Below are 17554 nucleotides of genomic sequence, written 5' to 3'. Positions count from 1 at the left end.
CTTCTATTTATCGCTTTTCAATCGTCCCTCCCTTGCGGAGTGGTGCAAAGATAGGAACTTTGGCATATATCTTGCAAACAATCCCCGCTTATTTATTCCCTAAACCCCACAAGACCCTGTGGATCTGCGGGATATTTTTATACGCTACCGTTGTTTTCTACCTCCTTTGCCTATAGGTGGTGCCTGACGGTAACTTTGAAGACAAATTTCCACAACCCTAAGGCATCAATATGTTCTCTCTAGCCATCTGACAGCGCACCGAACCGAAAGAGGTTTACGAAACAAGGAATTATCAAATATTTGACTGCGATTAAACCGCTAATAAAAAGTCCTCCCCTATCCGCCACAGTTCATTTAGTATAAGACGCAATCTTGATAAGCCGCGTCTTATGGGATATTCTTAAAGAATTCCTGGCACAACATTACAAAAAATAAAAAAAGATTTGGAATATACGAAAGACTTCGTACATTTGATCTACGAACAAATTCGTAGATGAATATGAAGCCGACAGATAGTGAAATGGAGATCCTACAGATTCTTTGGGAAATGGGGGAATGCAGCGTGAGAAGTGTACATGAAAAGCTCGACAGGAAAGATGTTGGCTATACAACCACATTGAAACTCATGCAGATCATGCATGACAAAGGGATGGTTAGCCGGGACAGCTCAGCAAAAACGCATGTATACAAGGCGTTGCTAAGCAAAGAGCATACGCAGCATCAATTTCTGGATAAAATGATCGACGCTGTATATAACGGATCTACGGCGGGTCTTGTGATGCAAGCTTTGGGAAACAAACGTGCTAGCAAACAAGAAATCAATTTGATTAAAGAATATTTAAAAAACCTTGAAAACTCATAAGTAATGAATGGTCTATTTCAAAACATCACACACGCTCTAGGCTGGAGCATTGTGCATTCGCTTTGGCAAGGCGTATTGATCTACGGTGTATTATGCACCATTTATATCGTGCTTCCAAAAATACCCGCCCGAAGCAAATATATATTGGCTGTCTCCGGCCAATCGTTAGTTTTTCTGGCATTCGCAGGCACACTTATCCATTACCTTGATTTCTCTGTAGGGGCAGGCGTTCACTTTACGGAATTCAATGAGGCACTATTTATAGTTAGTGAATACCAATCCGTTGGTTTTTTAAACAGGTTGGAGCCGCTGTTTCCCTGGTTTAGCTCAATTTACGTTATTGGACTTTTTATACAATTGATTGTCTTCACAAATAACTTCTCTAAACTTCATTACCTGAAAACCCGAGGACTACATGATGCGCCAATTCTTTGGCAAGAAGCCTTTGATTCGCTGTATAGAAAGATGAATATACAGTCGGGCGTCAGCTTATACTTATCGGAGAAAGTTGACGTACCACTAACATTGGGGCACTTGAAGCCAATTATCCTTTTCCCTATTGCTTACGCCAGCAACCTTGATATCAAACAAGTGGAAAGCATCTTAATTCACGAGCTTGCCCATATCAAACGGCATGACTACCTCATTAATCTCTTCAAAGTCTGTGTAGAAACAGCTATGTTTTTCAACCCTTTTGTCTGGTTACTATCTAAACACATGGAAACCGAGCGGGAACACGCCTGTGATGATATCGTTGTTACATGGGTACCTTCTCCCATAGCTTACGCGCAGGCACTGATGTCAGTGGAATTGCTCCGTAATGAGGCATCGCCAAACTATGCGATGGCCGCTACGGGAAATCATAAATATCATTTATTGCACAGAATACAAAGAATCACCAAAATGGAAAAGAACTATATCAATGTAAAACAGCATCTCTTCGCTTTGCTATTAAGCTCAATAGCGCTGGGCACCATTGCGTGGATCGCGCCACAAGAAAAGCAAGAGCGGTGGTCAAATCTCGAGGAATCAAACACCATAGACACTAAATGGGTAGCTCCGGCAATGGATCAACCATTAAATGAGCGTGTCGTCGATACGACAAAGGTTACCGAAGACCGGAAGAAACAAGGTGGTGATAGTAGCCGCACGATGGAATCGAAATCCCCCGGTATGCCCCTTCAAGAAGTGGCAAAGGAAAGCGAAAATAATGGATTTTCAAGGAATCAACAGTCTTCACCTGAAATGAAAGAACGGGTGGCGGCAATCGAAGCCAATGCGAAACGCATCGAGCAATACTATAATTCTGCCGAGTGGAAACAACACATTGCTAAAGTGGAGGAAAATGCCAAGCGCGTAGAGGATTACTACAACAGTCCTGCATGGAAACAGCAGATCGCCAAAATTGAGGAGAACGCCAAGCGTGTGGAAGATTACTATAATAGCCCTACATGGAAAAAGCATATCGCCAAAATTGAAGAAAATGCTAAACGTGTAGCGGATTACTACAACAGCGCCGCATGGAAACAACATGTCGCCAAAATTGAAGAAAATGCCAAGCGCGTAGAGGATTACTACAATAGCCCCGCCGGGAAACAGCATATCGCCAAAATTGAAGAAAATGCCAGGCGCGTAGAGGATTACTACAATAGTCCCGCTTGGAAACAACATGTCGCCAAAATTGAAGAGAATGCGAAAAAGATAGAAGCGCAGTACAACTCTCCCGAATGGAAGCAAAAAATTCAAAAAATCGAGGAAAATGCGAAACAACTCACGGAATATTACAATTCTCCCGAGTGGAAGGAGCGTAATGAAAAGCACTTAAAAGTTGAGGAACCTACAGCTCCAAACGGCCCTTCGAAATAATCCTCCACGACTAAAATATTTAATTATAAAGACGCCTCGTGCGTCTTTATGCCTTTTCGGTGAAGGCGCCTCTAAACATCACGCTCTATTAATGCTTCCTCCAATCCATTGATGCTTGACCTATGAGTAAGATGCTGAGAGTACACATGATTATTATCGATAGAGCAAACTTCTAACTAATATGGCCATTAGCTTCATTAGCTTGGTGCGAAGCGCTTCTAATCGCACCTTTGCAAGCCGCACCCTTTCTTGGCTTAGGAGATGTCTTACAGTATTTGATATTATTTTTTAGTGGAAACAATGTTTTTCCAAATAACAGAGATACATTATTTCATTTTTAGGTTTTGAAAGTGACGTTCACGCCAACCTATATTCTTTTGCTTCACCCTGCACTTTCAACACAAATACTAATCATTATAAATTCTTATTTTTTGATATATTATATCTCACAGAGAAAAATAATGAAATTTAATTAACACTAAATTTGCTTATTCATTAACATAAACTTATATTCGCTAATAGATTCAATGCGTACGCTGTCGCGACAACATATAAGCGGAACAATTTGGATTCACAGATAATTAACATAAATTATTAAACAAACCAGCAATTGATTGACCAGATGTTTCTAGCGTAACATTGACGGATGTGTAGGAGTCGAAATGCATGACGATAGCGATCGAACATACGATATCTTCATGCAAAAGAAAACGCTCCACGCCAAGTGTATCCGACTTTTGTAAACATGGAGGGGAACTTCCGATAAACTAATCAATTGCTATATAACACAACTTTTATGAATATAAGATTACTCATCCACTTATTAATTATTCTTCTTGGGGGCTTCACAAGCGCCTGTTCCGATGATGATGAGTACATAGATCAAAGAAATAAAGAACATCTGGTAAAAGTCGTGGTGTATAGTAATACGCCCGACATACCTGTGTTGGTCGACGGGGTCGGCCCAGGTGGCGAATCCATTTACATAAAGAATTACTGGGAGAAGGAAGTTGTCAGCAAATCATACGCTACACGCATCGTCGCAACTTGTGAAGAACGAACCGTTTTAATTACTATTGAAATTTACGTAGATGGTAAACTCCGTGCAACAGCCGACGGCAATAGCTATGTTGCGGCATTCGCCGAAATTAAAAAAGATCGCAGGAAGTATTAGGAGCTGTTATTTTTAGGAAGTGCCCCAAGGGAAATGGGGCACTTCTATCACTTACATAACAGCAAACATACTCGGTTGAACGATCCTTAACGAATATAAACAAGGGACATACACGCACATTAATCAAAAGTTGCAAAAACTAGCTTCGGTGGGCAATAGCTAAAAAACCATATACTTTTCTATGAACAGCAATACTAATTACCTAACAATTAGTTCGTTGATTTTGCTCCTTTTTGGTTGCAAAAAAGATCCTGGTATACCGCAACCCACAGATGGGGGGCAAATAACTATTGTCTATCTGGAGGCGAACAATGACTTAAAATCCGAAGCGCATGTAGCGCTTAATCAACTAGAACAAGGCCTCATCGGCTTGGATCAAGATAAAGGAACGGTACTGGCATACATTAAGGACAATAGCGAAAAAGCTTATCTATTGAAGATGATGCCAGATAACGATGCCCTTATCGTAAACAGTGACACCTTAAAGACTTTTGATTTGAAATCATCATCCCTTGCGGATCAGGTATCGGAGGTATTACGCTATGTAAAAAGTAGCTTTATGGACAAACGATATAATCTCGTTCTTTGGTCACACGGAACATCTTGGGCTCCTGCAACAAACAGCGCATCAAAGCCAAGGGTGAAATCGTTTGGTGAAGATAGAGGCATGCAGATGGACATTAAAGATTTAAGCAAAGCCCTGCCAATGAAATTTAACTACATCATTTTCGACGCATGTAGTATGGCCAGTATAGAGGTTTTGTATGAATTTAAGGATGTCGCTGATTTAATCATAGCCTCACCGACCGATGTCCTTTCTGACGGCTTTCCCTATCACAATATTGTAATAGATTTTTTATCCGATGAGGAGGGTGCTGCCATCAATATCGCACGAAAATATTTCGATTTCTATAGAAAGCGTTCCGGATTGTTCCGTTCTGCAACGGTATCAGTGACCGATCTAAACAAAATTGATAGTTTACCCGCCATGTTTTATGCCAAAAAAGGTAGGTTATCAGAACATTTTACAGTTGACGATGTACAGCGTTTTGATTTCACTGCCGGGTTCCCAATCCCGCTATACGATTTAACAAGTCTAGTTCGGAAAAACTTTGATTTTGCAAATTCTGAGCAGCTTGAGAAGGCTATTGACAAAGCGATTCTCTACAAAGCCAACACCAGTCATTTCATTGGAAACCCGATAACGGAATACAGCGGAGTGGCTATCACAGCTATAGCAGAAGATAATGTACTCTACCCATATTACCAAAGTTTAAACTGGTGGCGTGCCGCACATTAAAATGTGAATAAGGAACTGTTTAGCCTACGGAATTTTTATTCTTATGCTTTAGCAAAATCCTTCATTGCTAAAAAACATAGACGGTCTTTGCATCGAACATTTAGTGCAGGAAGTACAGTAACACCTCACGTATACGTATGCTATCACCAATGATTCTAAATGTGATATTTTATCCGGAATACTTCCTGCCTAGGTCAACGCTTTGTGGAAAACACAAAACACTTCTCCTAATTTTTATAGGTACGAAAAACCCGATCCCAAATTGTTGTATAGAACCCGAAATTACAACCTTCATTTACGTGATGTTTATTATGAAACTTTGTTGTCCCTAAATACAGATGATCCGCCCAACTGGGAAAAAATTCGCGGTTCAGATGGCCGATGGTGCCCCATATTAAATTAATAAACAAGTATACGGAAATAGAAATAAGTGAAAAATCATAGCTTAAAAACAGCGTAATCATCAGGAGTCCAAAGCCGAGGGTTTCGAAAGGATGCAAAACAAATAAGCTCAAATAATTTGTACTGCTATGTTCATGGTGCTTGTGATGCAAAAGCTGATAAACAACCGGTAGATGAGCAAAATAATGAAATACAAACATTAAAAAATCCATCACGATGATGATACATATAATTTCAGCAATGGAGGCAAAAACCGTGGTGAATTCTCGTATCACGATCCAGCCCATTTTCCAAAGATAAACAGCAAGTAGCATGACTATCGTATTTAAGAGAACGGTGAGGAAGCTTAGGTAAATATCAGACTGAGTAATGGGGAAATCCTCTTGTTGAATCTTTTTTTTCGGACAAGATCGGTCAATGAAAATATATAGCCCGATCGAAAGAAGATACAGCGCACAATTGGAAAGAAGACTGAATACAATCCATTCCATAACCGTAAATCTATCAAAGTGAGCCATCAAATCCACAACGATACTGCTTTACTGTAAAGTTATACATTTCAAACGAAATGACGATTAGCACTCGTTTTACCTATGCTATAAAGCATTAATGCCTTATGGGAAAAGCCGTCTTGAAATCCTGAAGCTGATAAAGCTATGCCATTTATTGAACGAATGCTGTTTTAATGGTATTTTGTAACTCCTTTTGTTTAAAGTTCGTAGGGGAATCCTATCGTCGGACTTTTTATCTCTTTATCAGTCTTATATAAAATTTTAAATTCAGTTAAGCTACAGTTGACGCGCTGATTTGACATACTATTTAGCTGCAAGTGCTATAAGATAAATGTAATAATTTTTATTAATATTATTTAATTGTGAAATTACTTGTTTTTGATGAATTTCAGTAATACAAAGTCTGTTAGTCCTATAAAATTACTGACAATAAGTTGTTTTTTTATTTATCAGATAGGGTATGTGAATTTTTAAACCTAGTAAAATTGGAAAGGTTAGAAGCGTATTACGTAACGGACGTCTTAATATCCTCACGAGCATGTTATTGGCTTTGACTTGAAGCTGTCTTTTCTCAATGAATTATCTCTTCTAAAAATGCTTTCCAAAGAATAAAACCTCTATCCCGATCGCCATAATCATGTATAATACGGCTAAAGTTTTGGGGAAGATTGTTCTCTAAGAATCTTTGCCTACCTTTTTCCCGAATGATTTGCAGATCCTTATCTATCATCGCAACAGCGTCTTTCAAGACTATTTTATTTTTATCGGTGTGCCAGATATAAGTTGCCTCCTCAGTATCTAGGGTTTCAAGGATGATATGGTATTGGCTGTCTCCCGATATTAGAAATACAAATGCAAAGGGATTAAGCACGAACCTAATTTTCATAATACTACTTAGGTGTTGATCGGCTAAGAATTGAACTTGTCGAGAATGCTTGTATTTCCGTAGTTTAAGGATTTCAGATAGTAATTCTTCGGCATTTGCGTATACAGTCTCACCACTTTGCAGCTGGTCCGAAGTCAATATATTTTGTTTTTGCAAAGGTAGTTTACCTAATAATCCCTTGTTCAGAAACTGGAATTTCACACCTTCTACAACTTCTTTATTTATTCGTTCTATATCGTCGGATGTAGCGATTTGTGCGACCAATGTTCCGTATTCAAATTCTGCATTTAACTGAACGTTGATATTTTTAGATTTAAGTATCTTGATAAAATAAGGTTTTAACACCTCAAACTCAGGCCTAATCTCCAAATTTTCGATTTGAAATTCCAAAACCGTATGCATCTCTTCTACTTTATAAATGAAGGCCACGTGACCATAATGAAACGATAGATCCTCAATGGATACCTTGGTACTTTTTTCTAAAGTAAATAAGTGACCTATTTGAGGCTGGTAATCCATCGTTGGTTCATCAAAAAGCGTTGCCTGTTTCGCTATTTTACGATAATAGATATTTCGTTTGAGAAACATTTTGTCTAGATAATCGATCTGTACATCCCGATAGTCATATATTGTCAGATTGATCTCCGATCGCTGCACCCGACCGATGTATTGAATCAATTTCCCATGGAAAGCAAAGGGATAAGCCAAAAGTAGTGTGCTGATATGTTGAATATCTGAACCCTCTCCAAAATATTGACCTGTCGTAATTAGTACCTGAAAATTACCTTCTGACAATGTTTTCCATTTCGCTTTCTTACTGCTGTCTGAATCATCTCCGCTGAGCGTTATGGTTTCATAATTTGATTTTAGCAATAGATTCAGCGTCTCGATATGTTCTTTTCTTTCGGTAATTATAACTGCCTTTTTTCCTTGGTTTAGCTCGGCGGATACATCGTCTACTATTAATCGATTTCTTGCTGTATCATGAATTAGAATTTGGGAAAGTGTTTCGAAACTGTCGGTTTTAGAATTATAGGGAACATGGAGTGTGGTATTCCGGACGATGATATTTGCCCTTTTGTAATCTTCAATTTCCTCTGGTCGGATTTCCGTAATTATATCACCGAGATAGGTGAAGATCAATTTATCATCATTATATTTCCGAAAAGGAGTCGCTGTGAGACCGTAGCAATAAACACTGTTTAGTTTTCCGACGGTGGTACGGTAAGATTCCGCTGGAATATGATGGCATTCGTCGATCAGGATTGTGCCAAATTTGTCCTGAATTGTTTCAATATGTTTTGGAAGACTTTGTATCGTTGCAACGGTTATTTTACTCACACCCAATCTTGCTTTTCCTTGGCCTATAATCCCAATTTCTTTCTTCGGTATCCCTAGGAATGATTCTATACGCTCCACCCATTGATCCAATAATTGCTTACGGTGTACGACAATAAGTGCCGGTTGTTGTTTGTCTGCAATGATTTTCAGACCGATAACAGTTTTTCCTGTTCCTGGCGGTGCGACGATTACTCCGAAATCCTTTTTTTCTACTGCGGCGACAGCATTGATTTGATGCTGTCGCAACGCGGCATTAAAAGAGAATTGGATTATTGGGAGTTTACATCTATTATCAACAAAGTCATGCGCGACCTGTGTTTCTCTGCAGAATCTTAGCAATTTCCCAATAAATCCCCTTGGGATAAGGATTTCATTTTCGGTTTCATCGATCAATTTAAAAAACCTAGGTGTTTCGAAAGTGCTTCTCCCTGACTTTTTCTTAATGATAAAGGCTGAATTAGCAAAATTAAGTTGCTCCTTCAAAAAATTGATGAGTACAAATGGTATAGCGTGACTATTTATACGGATCGAATTGCTCAGGGCGATTTTAAGTTTTCCATCAACAACGGGTATATAGCTTTCTTTACTTCTTCCTGTTTGATTGAAGAGCTCCTCTAAGCAATCCAAACTCACTCTTTTAATTTCTTTTAAATATGCGATTTGATCAGGAAATGGGGTCATCGTTTTGGAATCCATAAAGGAACTGTTGCCATTCTTTACAGCAGGAAAAAATAAGGGTAGCGCAATTAGATTTCCTAAACCTTTGCCAGACAGGTAATCTTGATTTGGAAATAAACGATCAAAGCTGGAGCTTTTATCAAATGGCGAGAATGCACCGCATCCTTCTAGGATATGCATAAATAACTTACGACTTTTGGCTGCTGGATATGCTTTCTCAAAGAAAATCCAGATATGTGCGCCATTGCCGGAACGGGAACGTTCAAGGTAAGCAGGGATATTTTTGGCTATACATGATTCGAGAAATTTCAAAGCCTGTTGTTGCCAATCGGATTTATCGAAATCAGCTACTAGAAACCGAGAAGTGTTATCTTGCAACAGTGGATAAATTCCGATCTGCTGAAGGCCGTTAAGATGTTTAGTAATCTCTATTTCTGACAATGGAAGGTATGTTTTGTGGGCATAGCTTCGAAAAGTGCCGCCATTAGCTTTATGTAGTCGATAATGGTATGGATCATAGCTATAGGCCGGCATGTACCCGCTTTTATTTCCCTTCTCCCAGCGTAAAGCAAATACGTCTTCACGACCTTTAAAAAGGTTGAGAAGATAGATTATGTCCTCGTTAGTGAATTCCACCTATTTTTATTTTGGTATTAAGATAATGAATTGGAATATACATCTTAAAAATATTAATATCTGGTACGCTTAAGTTTATTCAAAGTGGCTATTGAGATTTAGTATTAAACGTTGTTTTTTGGATAACTGTTCCTTATCTTTACTAATCGTGTTACGATAAGACCCAATTTTTAGGTCTTATCGTAACACAAAAGGTAATATGGCAGACAGCGTTTATATATCAGAACATCTTACTAAGCCCCAACTGGAGTTCTTGAAGTTGTTGGACGACTATGAAATTCAGTTGTTCAAATTCTCCGAAATTGAGCTGTTGCTAGAACAAAAGTTTGATAACTTAAGTGAAGTCTTAGAAAATCTGGTTGATAAAGAGCTTCTTGTACGGATCGAGAAAGGCAAATTTTGTAGACAAAGTTTTAGGGATGAATATGTCATAGGAACGTTCATCGTAGAGAATAGTGCCGTAGCATATTGGTCGGCGCTAAATTTACATGGGTTGACGGAACAATTTTCCAATACCGTTTTTATTCAGACGACTAATCAAAAAAACGACAAGTCAATCTTAGGCACTTCTTATAAATTCGTTAGGATAGCACCTAATAAAAAAGCAGGAATTATACAAAATGGTTACGGAAACCTTCAGTATCCAATCACGGATGTAGAGAAAACAATAGTCGATTGCTTTGATCTACCTCAACATTCTGGGGGCTATGCAGAATTGATTCGAGCAGTTAGTCAAGCGCAAATGCAAGCCTCTAAATTAGTCGATTACTGTCAGGCTGTAAATAATATTGCGGTTACCAAACGAATTGGCTATTTGGTTGAGCTTCTCCAAATTCCAAGCATGGAATCTTTTATAGATTTTGCCAAGATGCAGGTAAAAAATAAATATAATTTGTTTGATCCCCAGGGATTGGAAGAAGGTGAATTTGTCGCAGAATGGCGATTGCGATTGAATATCAGCCGGGAGGAATTGTTAGACATATCCAATAAACAATACTAATGATACTGAAAAAGGAAATAGAGAAAAAAGCTTTGGAACACGAAGTGTCCAGAAGTACCATCGACAAGGATTGGGTATTGGGACATTTTGTCGATGCAATATTTTCGCTAGATTCTTGCAGAGAGGCATTAATCTTCAAAGGAGGAACATGTTTAAGGAAATGTTATATCCCAGATTATCGTTTTTCAGAAGATTTAGATTTTACATCCATTAATCCAGATTTTCAATTGGATGAAGATTTGCTGCGGCAAATCATGTTATTAGTACAAGAACGTACTGGAATGCAATTATATTTGGGAAAGCTGACCAATCTTCGTCATAATGATATGCCTACTGGATATGCTGCCGTCGTCAAGTTTTGGGGAGCTGATCATTCTAAAAATCAAATTCCGCCAGATCCGGCCCGATGGAATACTTCTGTTAAGATTGAAATTATTCTATACGAGAAGATGTTGTTCGAACCGACTTTGAAAACGATCTATCATGATTATTCCGATCAGCTGAGTTCTGCAATAGACGCAATTGCCTGCTATGATATACGAGAAGTGTTGTCTGAAAAGTTAAGAGCTTTGATACAACTATCGTATACAGCACCTCGTGACTATTACGATATATGGTATTTATCCAAGTATGCAAGTGATCTTGATTGGGCAACGATTAAGCAGGCTTTCTTAGCGAAAATGGCATTTAAAGGACTTGAATTTACAGGAGTAGAACAGTTACTCAACGCTCGGAGTGAAAATACGGTGAAAAGAGCTTGGAAATCAAGCTTGGGACATCAAATTTCTACGAAAAAGCTGCCCGCTTTTGACGAGGTACAAAAGGGCTTGAAATTATTGTTTGATCAGATCTTCGAAACGATATAATGGCATTTAACGAAAAAAGTTAACAGCGAGACGCGCACTATGCGCTTTCTGGAAATAAGCGAAAGGGGGGCTTCATTATGAGAGTTTACTACATGATATTTCTTTTGGCTCTAGCCTGCGGGGCTACCTTTAGTAGCCTGCGCGCGCAAGAAACTGGGCTCACGATTACCCTACTAGATTCCGTCTCCGGCAAGCCCTTATCGGGCGCGTCGATAAGCTTTAGCGAAGCAACGGAAAACAGGTTGACCGACATGGCAGGGAGGGTTAGGCGGATAGGCCTGCCTATTAGCATCAATTTTACCGCCGAATTTTTGCGTTAGGCGTCTCATAGAAAACCGTTATCTAGAATTTGCTATTTGAATAATTGCGTTTTACCATAATGATCGATACGGTGTTGCGTTGAATAATGTTAAAAACTGTAAAATGTAACCGCGATTTATTCAATGGCACATTATTTGGATGTATGTTAGTATTCATAATTTAGGTTAATAATTGGTTAGTTAGTAAAAAATCCTGAAGCTCCCCGCTTCAGGATTTTTTTGTTAATACTCCTTATGGGTATATATGCAACGGTAGATATTTTTCACTATTCCTAGCGCTAACTCTGGCATTTTCTTTTTTATAAATGATGACGATGTGCATCGTTGGTGCTTCATTATCTTCCTTTTGTTCAAAGACGAACATCTTTTTGTCCGCTATCGAACAGCTAAAATAACGCCCGAAAACATAATAGCCTCACAAACTATCACTTACGCCTTTTGGCAAAGCTGTTGCATTCCCCTTAAACAGATGGATAAGCCGGGAAGAGGTACGCTTTAGCTCATCGGTAAATATTTCACCGACCCAAGCTCTGCATTTACCGAGAAACAGCTGCAACCCATCTAATAGGTATTCATCAACAGGCATCAGCGCTGTACTTTTGAGGTATCAAATAGGAAATAATAACATAAAAATATTAAAAGACATTAAAAAAACACTACCATGAAAAAGACATTAACAACCATCGCAGCAGCCATCATCATGATCAGCTCATTCTCTTCTTTCGCAGCGGAGAAAAACAATCCTTTAAAGAATGTAGAATCAGCAAAGGTTATAGGCACCTATTTGGAAGCAACTACGGTTGGCAGCATCGAACTGAACAAGTTCCTTTTTGCGGATGATTTTCAGTACAGCAACAGTGCGAATGATGACACGTTCAACAAGCACGAATACACCGCTTTTTTAAAAGCACACAAAGGTGTAAACTTTGACTGTAAGACAAGCTATGAGATCTTGGATCAAAGTGGAAAGGCTTGTATGGCAAAAGCAACGATGGCATTTGAGAAGTTTACGCGTGTGGATTACATCACGTTGAGTCAGGATCAGGATGGTTGGAAAGTGAGCAAGGTTGTGACGACTTACCCATAATAGCATAAAGATTTTTGTTTCAATACCGCCATGTCGTGAGACATTGCATTGTTTAGTTTAGTTATAAAGTCTGCAGCCGTGCAGACTTTGTTGTTTTTGTTACAGCCCAGTAATCCGTTAATTTTCGGATGACTCGCGACTTTTTGTGGCAGTGAAAAGGAAAATAACCGTATCCCATTTTTACCCAAATTAAGCGATGAGCCGAATAAATATTTTATTCGGCTCATATATTCCTTATATTTGAGCCGATTAATCAAAATAATCGGCTCATGGCATACAATTGGCAACTAGCGGGCTGGCCCGAATTCACTTATGATGTGGCTCAAATCCAAACGACAATTCTTGCGTTTGCGCAGGAGACTGGCGAAATGAATGGCCTTATACAGGGATTGCCCGAAGAGCTTAAGCAGGAAACCATGCTCCAGCTTATGCTTTCAGAAGCGATCAAGACATCTGAAATTGAAGGGGAATACATCAGCCGAGAGGATGTAATGTCCTCCATCCGCAATAACTTGGGACTAAATGACATTCCGGTAAATGTTCGAGATCGACAGGCCTCGGGTGTGGCGCAACTCATGGTGCAAGTGCGGGAAACTTTCCAAGAACCTTTATCACTGGACATGCTTAAATCATGGCATCAGTTGCTATTTCCCGATCAGAGTCGCATCACGCCCGGAGATTGGCGACACGGCAGCGCACCTATGCAGGTCGTTTCAGGAGCATACGGCAGAGAAGTCGTTCATTATGAAGCTCCTCCTTCCGATAGGATGCAGCAGGAAATGGAAGCTTTTGAACGTTGGTATAACTCGACGTCTTTCTCCTCGGAAGGACAATTAGCAGAGGCGATATTGAAGTCGGCAATCGCGCACCTCTATTTCGAATCTATCCATCCTTTTGAAGACGGCAATGGACGGATCGGTCGCGCAGTAGCAGAGAAAGCCTTGTCCCAATCACTTAATCGTCCGGTGATGTTAAGTCTATCCAAAACCATCGAAGCAAATAAGCAGACCTATTATAATGCGTTGAAGCAAGCACAGCGCACCCTAGACATCACCGAATGGATTGCATATTTTGCACAGGTAATTTTGGACGCGCAACGTGATGCGAAAGCAATGGTTTTGTTCACGCTAAAGAAAGCTAAATTTTATGATCATTATAAAAACCAGCTTGATGAGCGGCATATGAAGGTCATTGGTAGAATGCTTAGCGAAGGGCCTGCTGGTTTTGAAGGTGGAATAACGGCAAAAAAATATATGGCTATCACGAAGGTATCCAAAGCAACTGCGACACGTGACTTACAGCACCTGCATGCTTTAGGCGCATTGATCGCAGCGGGCGGCGGACGGTCTGTTAGGTATGAGCTGAATTTAGACTAGGATTACCTATGAGGAGATATGAAATCAAAAACGGAGCATATTGATGCTCCGGACAAAAATTTTTATTAAATTTTCTGAAATAAACGATGTCGAGTACACGATTCTCTTCATCTAATTCTCTAATGTCACTTTCTTAATAACGACTTTCATATGTTTTTTAAAATAATCCCGAAGTCTAGGATTCATCGCATACAGAAACACCCCTCTGATACCTCGGAACATTAAGGTTTTGTAGATATTTTTGATATAAAACAAGAGCTCCTCATCGTTAGTGTTATTTTTACCATTAATATCCTTATACTCATCTCTGTAAACTATAATACTGTTCGTATTTGGGTCGTAATCGATCTCCTTTCCAAACACAATACCAATATAGTTGAGATCGTTTCCAAAGACAGTATGAATACTCCCGACCTCATTCAAAGCGTTTTTTGAATTGATCCAATCTTTAGCAACAGAGTTCCAACGCAAATCGATCCCCTCAATGTTCATATCATATAATTCTCGGTTCTTTTTTTCTTTCGTACGGTATTCCCAGCTGAATCCTGCTACAAGACGAGAAAGTTTAGATTCACTTTCCTTCCGAAATATCTCTTCGCGTAAATTGGCAAATCCTTCATACAATTGAATCGTAAAATTCGATGACTCAAAACGTTCGTCGTCTGATAGTTCCATATTAAACAGGCGATGCACAAAATCAGTAAAGGGCTGGCCCCCGTTCGATCGTACTTGTGTATGCAATTGTAGCGTACTGTATTTAGCTGATTGCATGAGTTCGTCAAAACGTCCCGATGACAGGTCGGTTTTACGTATAGATTGCGCACTATCGTAAAAGAAAATTTGCCTATCCGTCTGTTTTAAAATCCAATCCAGCTCTGTCCCACTATGCATATCAAGTCCCAAACGACGGTTGCTCTTATCGAACTCTCCATAGCCCGAGATATTTTTCCGTTGGCGAAGCCGATGAGCTTCATCAACAAGGACCAGTTTATAGTGACGTTTCGATATGTCAGTGGGCGAGATCACCATACTTGAATGTAGCTGGTCAATCGCAGAAAACACTTTCTGCAGAGTGCCACGTAATGATGTCATAGATATAACAATAGCGATCTCATCTCGTAATCCAGCTTCGTTCGCTTCCGTAATTCCTTCTTGCTGCCGATAGATTTTCAATAAACTAAACGCTTCGTTGGAAAACTCATCTTCCATCTCAAATTGTTCGAAGTAGCGTATTGGTGTCACCAATAGTTTAAGGACATAAATTGCAATAATTGTTTTGCCCGTACCCGCATTGCCTTGGATAAAAATGCCTTTTCTTGAAGAGACCAAAGTCCTCAAACAGGTAAGTACGGCTTGCTGCTGATCTATATTTAAACTCTTATATGGCGAATATTTAAAAATATTGCTGTTGATAATCTCTTCAAAAGACGTTTTGGCGATCTTTAGTTTTTTTAGATCTTCCCACACATGTTTAAAAAGAGCTTCGTAGTCATTCTTTCTATGATAATAATGGCTATTATTACCGAGGTTGGCATTTAGGAGTTTAATAGTTGGCTCTGCAGAGAAATGATTTATCAAAAATGCCTCGAGATGTAGTGTGACAGACTTGTTAAAAAGAGGCGAATAAATCGCATGTCGGCTCAAGAGCGCTTTTTTGGAATCATTGGCATTATGGTTTGCAAAGCGTCTCCTTATGTTCACGGATTCACCAATGTAAATCGACCGTCTATCATTTAGCAAGTAAACGAGCGCACTAGAATAAAACTCTAATTCGGAGTCAAAAACACCGGCATAATCTCCACCTTTATTAACAGGCACTATATGAATATCCTTGGAATCAAATTGCTGCATTTCCACTTACAGTTCGTTGTACTTCTTTGCCGTCCCCTTTGCCTTATCAATAGGATACCGCTCGTTGTTTAATCGGATTTTTTCTTCAACAATCTGCTTGATATTTAGTTTATGTTTATCTGCCAGCAAAAAGGCATACATGAATACATCTGCAAGTTCCTTTTTAAGCTTTTCCAGATCAGCTTCTTCGTTGCCTTTCCAAAGGAAAAGCTCCAAAAGCTCAGAAGACTCAATACTCAAAGCAAGAGCTAAATCTTTGGAGTTATGAAATTGTTGCCAATCTCGATCGTCGCGAAAGATACGGATTTGTTCAAGGATTTGTTCGATGTCTGTCATGCTTCTTACTACCGTTATATACTAAAGTACAAATTTAATAGAATTACAGTGTTTCGATAAAAAATAATTAGGAGAGCGTTCTTAAGGTTTATATTTGATCTTTACTATCTTTCTTATTTGCTATAAGAGTGACAATAAAAATTTTGTCACGACCGCTTCAAGACTGCTCAATGCTAGGTCTACGATCTCGGCTTCCTGTTGCTTTTTTTCGTTCACTTTTATAATCCGTTCACATAACGTGAACGGATTATAAAAGTGAACATACTTTAGCTAGCGAAGCAGTATTATTCTAAGTCCCTTCGTTAAATACTTTTTTAGACTGATACCGCATAAATATTCCCTTTAACAGATTTCTTCAGTAATTCTGATATTGTTTAATCTTTAACAAACTGGCATGTGTCCATAATTAGCTTATTATCATCATAGTGTACCCACCGCCATCTTTGCTAAAAGTAGGTCTAGCTGCATTAAATTACTTCAATTTGGTAATTCTAATATGGATTTCTATACTGTTTGGGTATATCCGAGATTCAGCAATATTGACGTTGGAAAGAATAATCTGCTTAAAAGGCGTTGAGTTGGCCAAAAGGAAAGAATAGATATACGCATTCTTACATCGCCATTTTAAGTATTTAGGAAACGGTGAGAAGATCAGAACCTTGTATAACTACACTCTCCATAGTTCCTGCAGCTTTCACCTCGATCTGCAATACTATTTCCACTAATTTGACTCCTTAAGATGGAATTAGTACAAGCAAAATACCTTATAAAAACGTGCAAATAATCTTTTAAATAAAATTAAACCGACCAGAACTGTCACAATGACAACTACATGACAGTGAAGTTATTTAATGAGGCACGACAGATTGGCACAAATTGAGTTATAACACATCAAAATGAAATGCCATACACAAACGGCAACATTATTGATACAATGCATAGTTAAAAACTATACGAAAGGAGAATTATATGACATAGAAATAATTACCACACTTCAATACTATAAACAAGGTTTAGAGTATTTTGTTTTGAATTACTTTTTATCTACGCATTAAATGGGT

General features: G+C 38.9%; 13 protein-coding genes. 9 read left to right on the top strand and 4 right to left on the bottom strand.

Features of this window, described 5'->3' with window-relative positions; translation table 11 throughout:
* Positions 1-493 precede the first annotated feature (493 nt).
* The 4 genes from DI53_RS08720 (at position 494) to DI53_RS08705 (ending at position 5202) form a co-directional block, all read left to right on the top strand.
* Entirely contained in the window at positions 494-862 is a 369-nt protein-coding gene (locus tag DI53_RS08720; protein ID WP_037497681.1) for a BlaI/MecI/CopY family transcriptional regulator, read from the top strand.
* Positions 863-865: 3 nt separating this feature from the next.
* On the top strand, positions 866-2728 hold the full coding sequence (locus DI53_RS08715) for a M56 family metallopeptidase (protein ID WP_037497680.1): 1863 nt from the start codon (positions 866-868) through the stop codon (positions 2726-2728).
* A gap of 796 nt (positions 2729-3524) precedes the next feature.
* Positions 3525-3902, top strand: a complete 378-nt coding sequence (locus DI53_RS08710) for a hypothetical protein (RefSeq protein ID WP_037497678.1) — start codon at positions 3525-3527, stop codon at positions 3900-3902.
* Between the two features lie 181 nt (positions 3903-4083).
* Positions 4084-5202 carry a clostripain-related cysteine peptidase gene (locus tag DI53_RS08705; RefSeq protein ID WP_037497676.1) on the top strand — a complete coding sequence of 373 codons (1119 nt, stop codon included), beginning with the start codon at positions 4084-4086 and terminating at the stop codon, positions 5200-5202.
* A 227-nt stretch (positions 5203-5429) separates the two neighbouring features.
* Here DI53_RS08705 and DI53_RS08700 read toward each other — a convergent pair whose 3' ends face one another.
* Positions 5430-6095 carry a sterol desaturase family protein gene (locus DI53_RS08700; RefSeq protein ID WP_241462397.1) on the bottom strand — a complete coding sequence of 222 codons (666 nt, stop codon included), beginning with the start codon at positions 6093-6095 and terminating at the stop codon, positions 5430-5432.
* Positions 6096-6687: 592 nt separating this feature from the next.
* Positions 6688-9657, bottom strand: coding sequence for a DEAD/DEAH box helicase (locus DI53_RS08695; RefSeq protein ID WP_052072234.1), 2970 nt, complete (start codon positions 9655-9657; stop codon positions 6688-6690).
* Between the two features lie 199 nt (positions 9658-9856).
* Between DI53_RS08695 and DI53_RS08690 the strand changes: the two genes are divergently transcribed.
* From DI53_RS08690 to DI53_RS08670, 5 genes are all read left to right on the top strand, one after another.
* Positions 9857-10657 carry a type IV toxin-antitoxin system AbiEi family antitoxin domain-containing protein gene (locus DI53_RS08690; RefSeq protein ID WP_037497672.1) on the top strand — a complete coding sequence of 267 codons (801 nt, stop codon included), beginning with the start codon at positions 9857-9859 and terminating at the stop codon, positions 10655-10657.
* On the top strand, positions 10657-11523 hold the full coding sequence (locus DI53_RS08685) for a nucleotidyl transferase AbiEii/AbiGii toxin family protein (RefSeq protein WP_037497670.1): 867 nt from the start codon (positions 10657-10659) through the stop codon (positions 11521-11523). Before DI53_RS08690 ends, DI53_RS08685 begins: the two co-directional genes overlap by 1 nt.
* 77 nt (positions 11524-11600) lie before the next feature.
* On the top strand, positions 11601-11843 hold the full coding sequence (locus DI53_RS08680) for a hypothetical protein (protein WP_131555211.1): 243 nt from the start codon (positions 11601-11603) through the stop codon (positions 11841-11843).
* Between the two features lie 661 nt (positions 11844-12504).
* On the top strand, positions 12505-12930 hold the full coding sequence (locus DI53_RS08675) for a nuclear transport factor 2 family protein (protein ID WP_037497667.1): 426 nt from the start codon (positions 12505-12507) through the stop codon (positions 12928-12930).
* Between the two features lie 269 nt (positions 12931-13199).
* Positions 13200-14306 (top strand): Fic family protein, encoded by a 1107-nt coding sequence (locus DI53_RS08670; RefSeq protein WP_037497666.1) that lies wholly within the window; start codon positions 13200-13202, stop codon positions 14304-14306.
* A gap of 111 nt (positions 14307-14417) precedes the next feature.
* On the opposite strand, the gene DI53_RS08665 is transcribed toward DI53_RS08670, so the two are convergent.
* Positions 14418-16157, bottom strand: a complete 1740-nt coding sequence (locus DI53_RS08665; RefSeq protein WP_052072233.1) for a DNA/RNA helicase domain-containing protein — start codon at positions 16155-16157, stop codon at positions 14418-14420.
* A gap of 6 nt (positions 16158-16163) precedes the next feature.
* Positions 16164-16493 carry a nucleotide pyrophosphohydrolase gene (locus tag DI53_RS08660; RefSeq protein ID WP_037497664.1) on the bottom strand — a complete coding sequence of 110 codons (330 nt, stop codon included), beginning with the start codon at positions 16491-16493 and terminating at the stop codon, positions 16164-16166.
* Positions 16494-17554: the final 1061 nt, after the last annotated feature.

This window comes from Sphingobacterium deserti (genome assembly GCF_000757725.1).
Taxonomy (GTDB): Bacteria; Bacteroidota; Bacteroidia; order Sphingobacteriales; family Sphingobacteriaceae; genus Sphingobacterium; species Sphingobacterium deserti.
The sequence above is the reverse complement of the archived record's forward strand: the minus strand, read 5'-3'. Positions and strand labels throughout refer to the sequence as shown.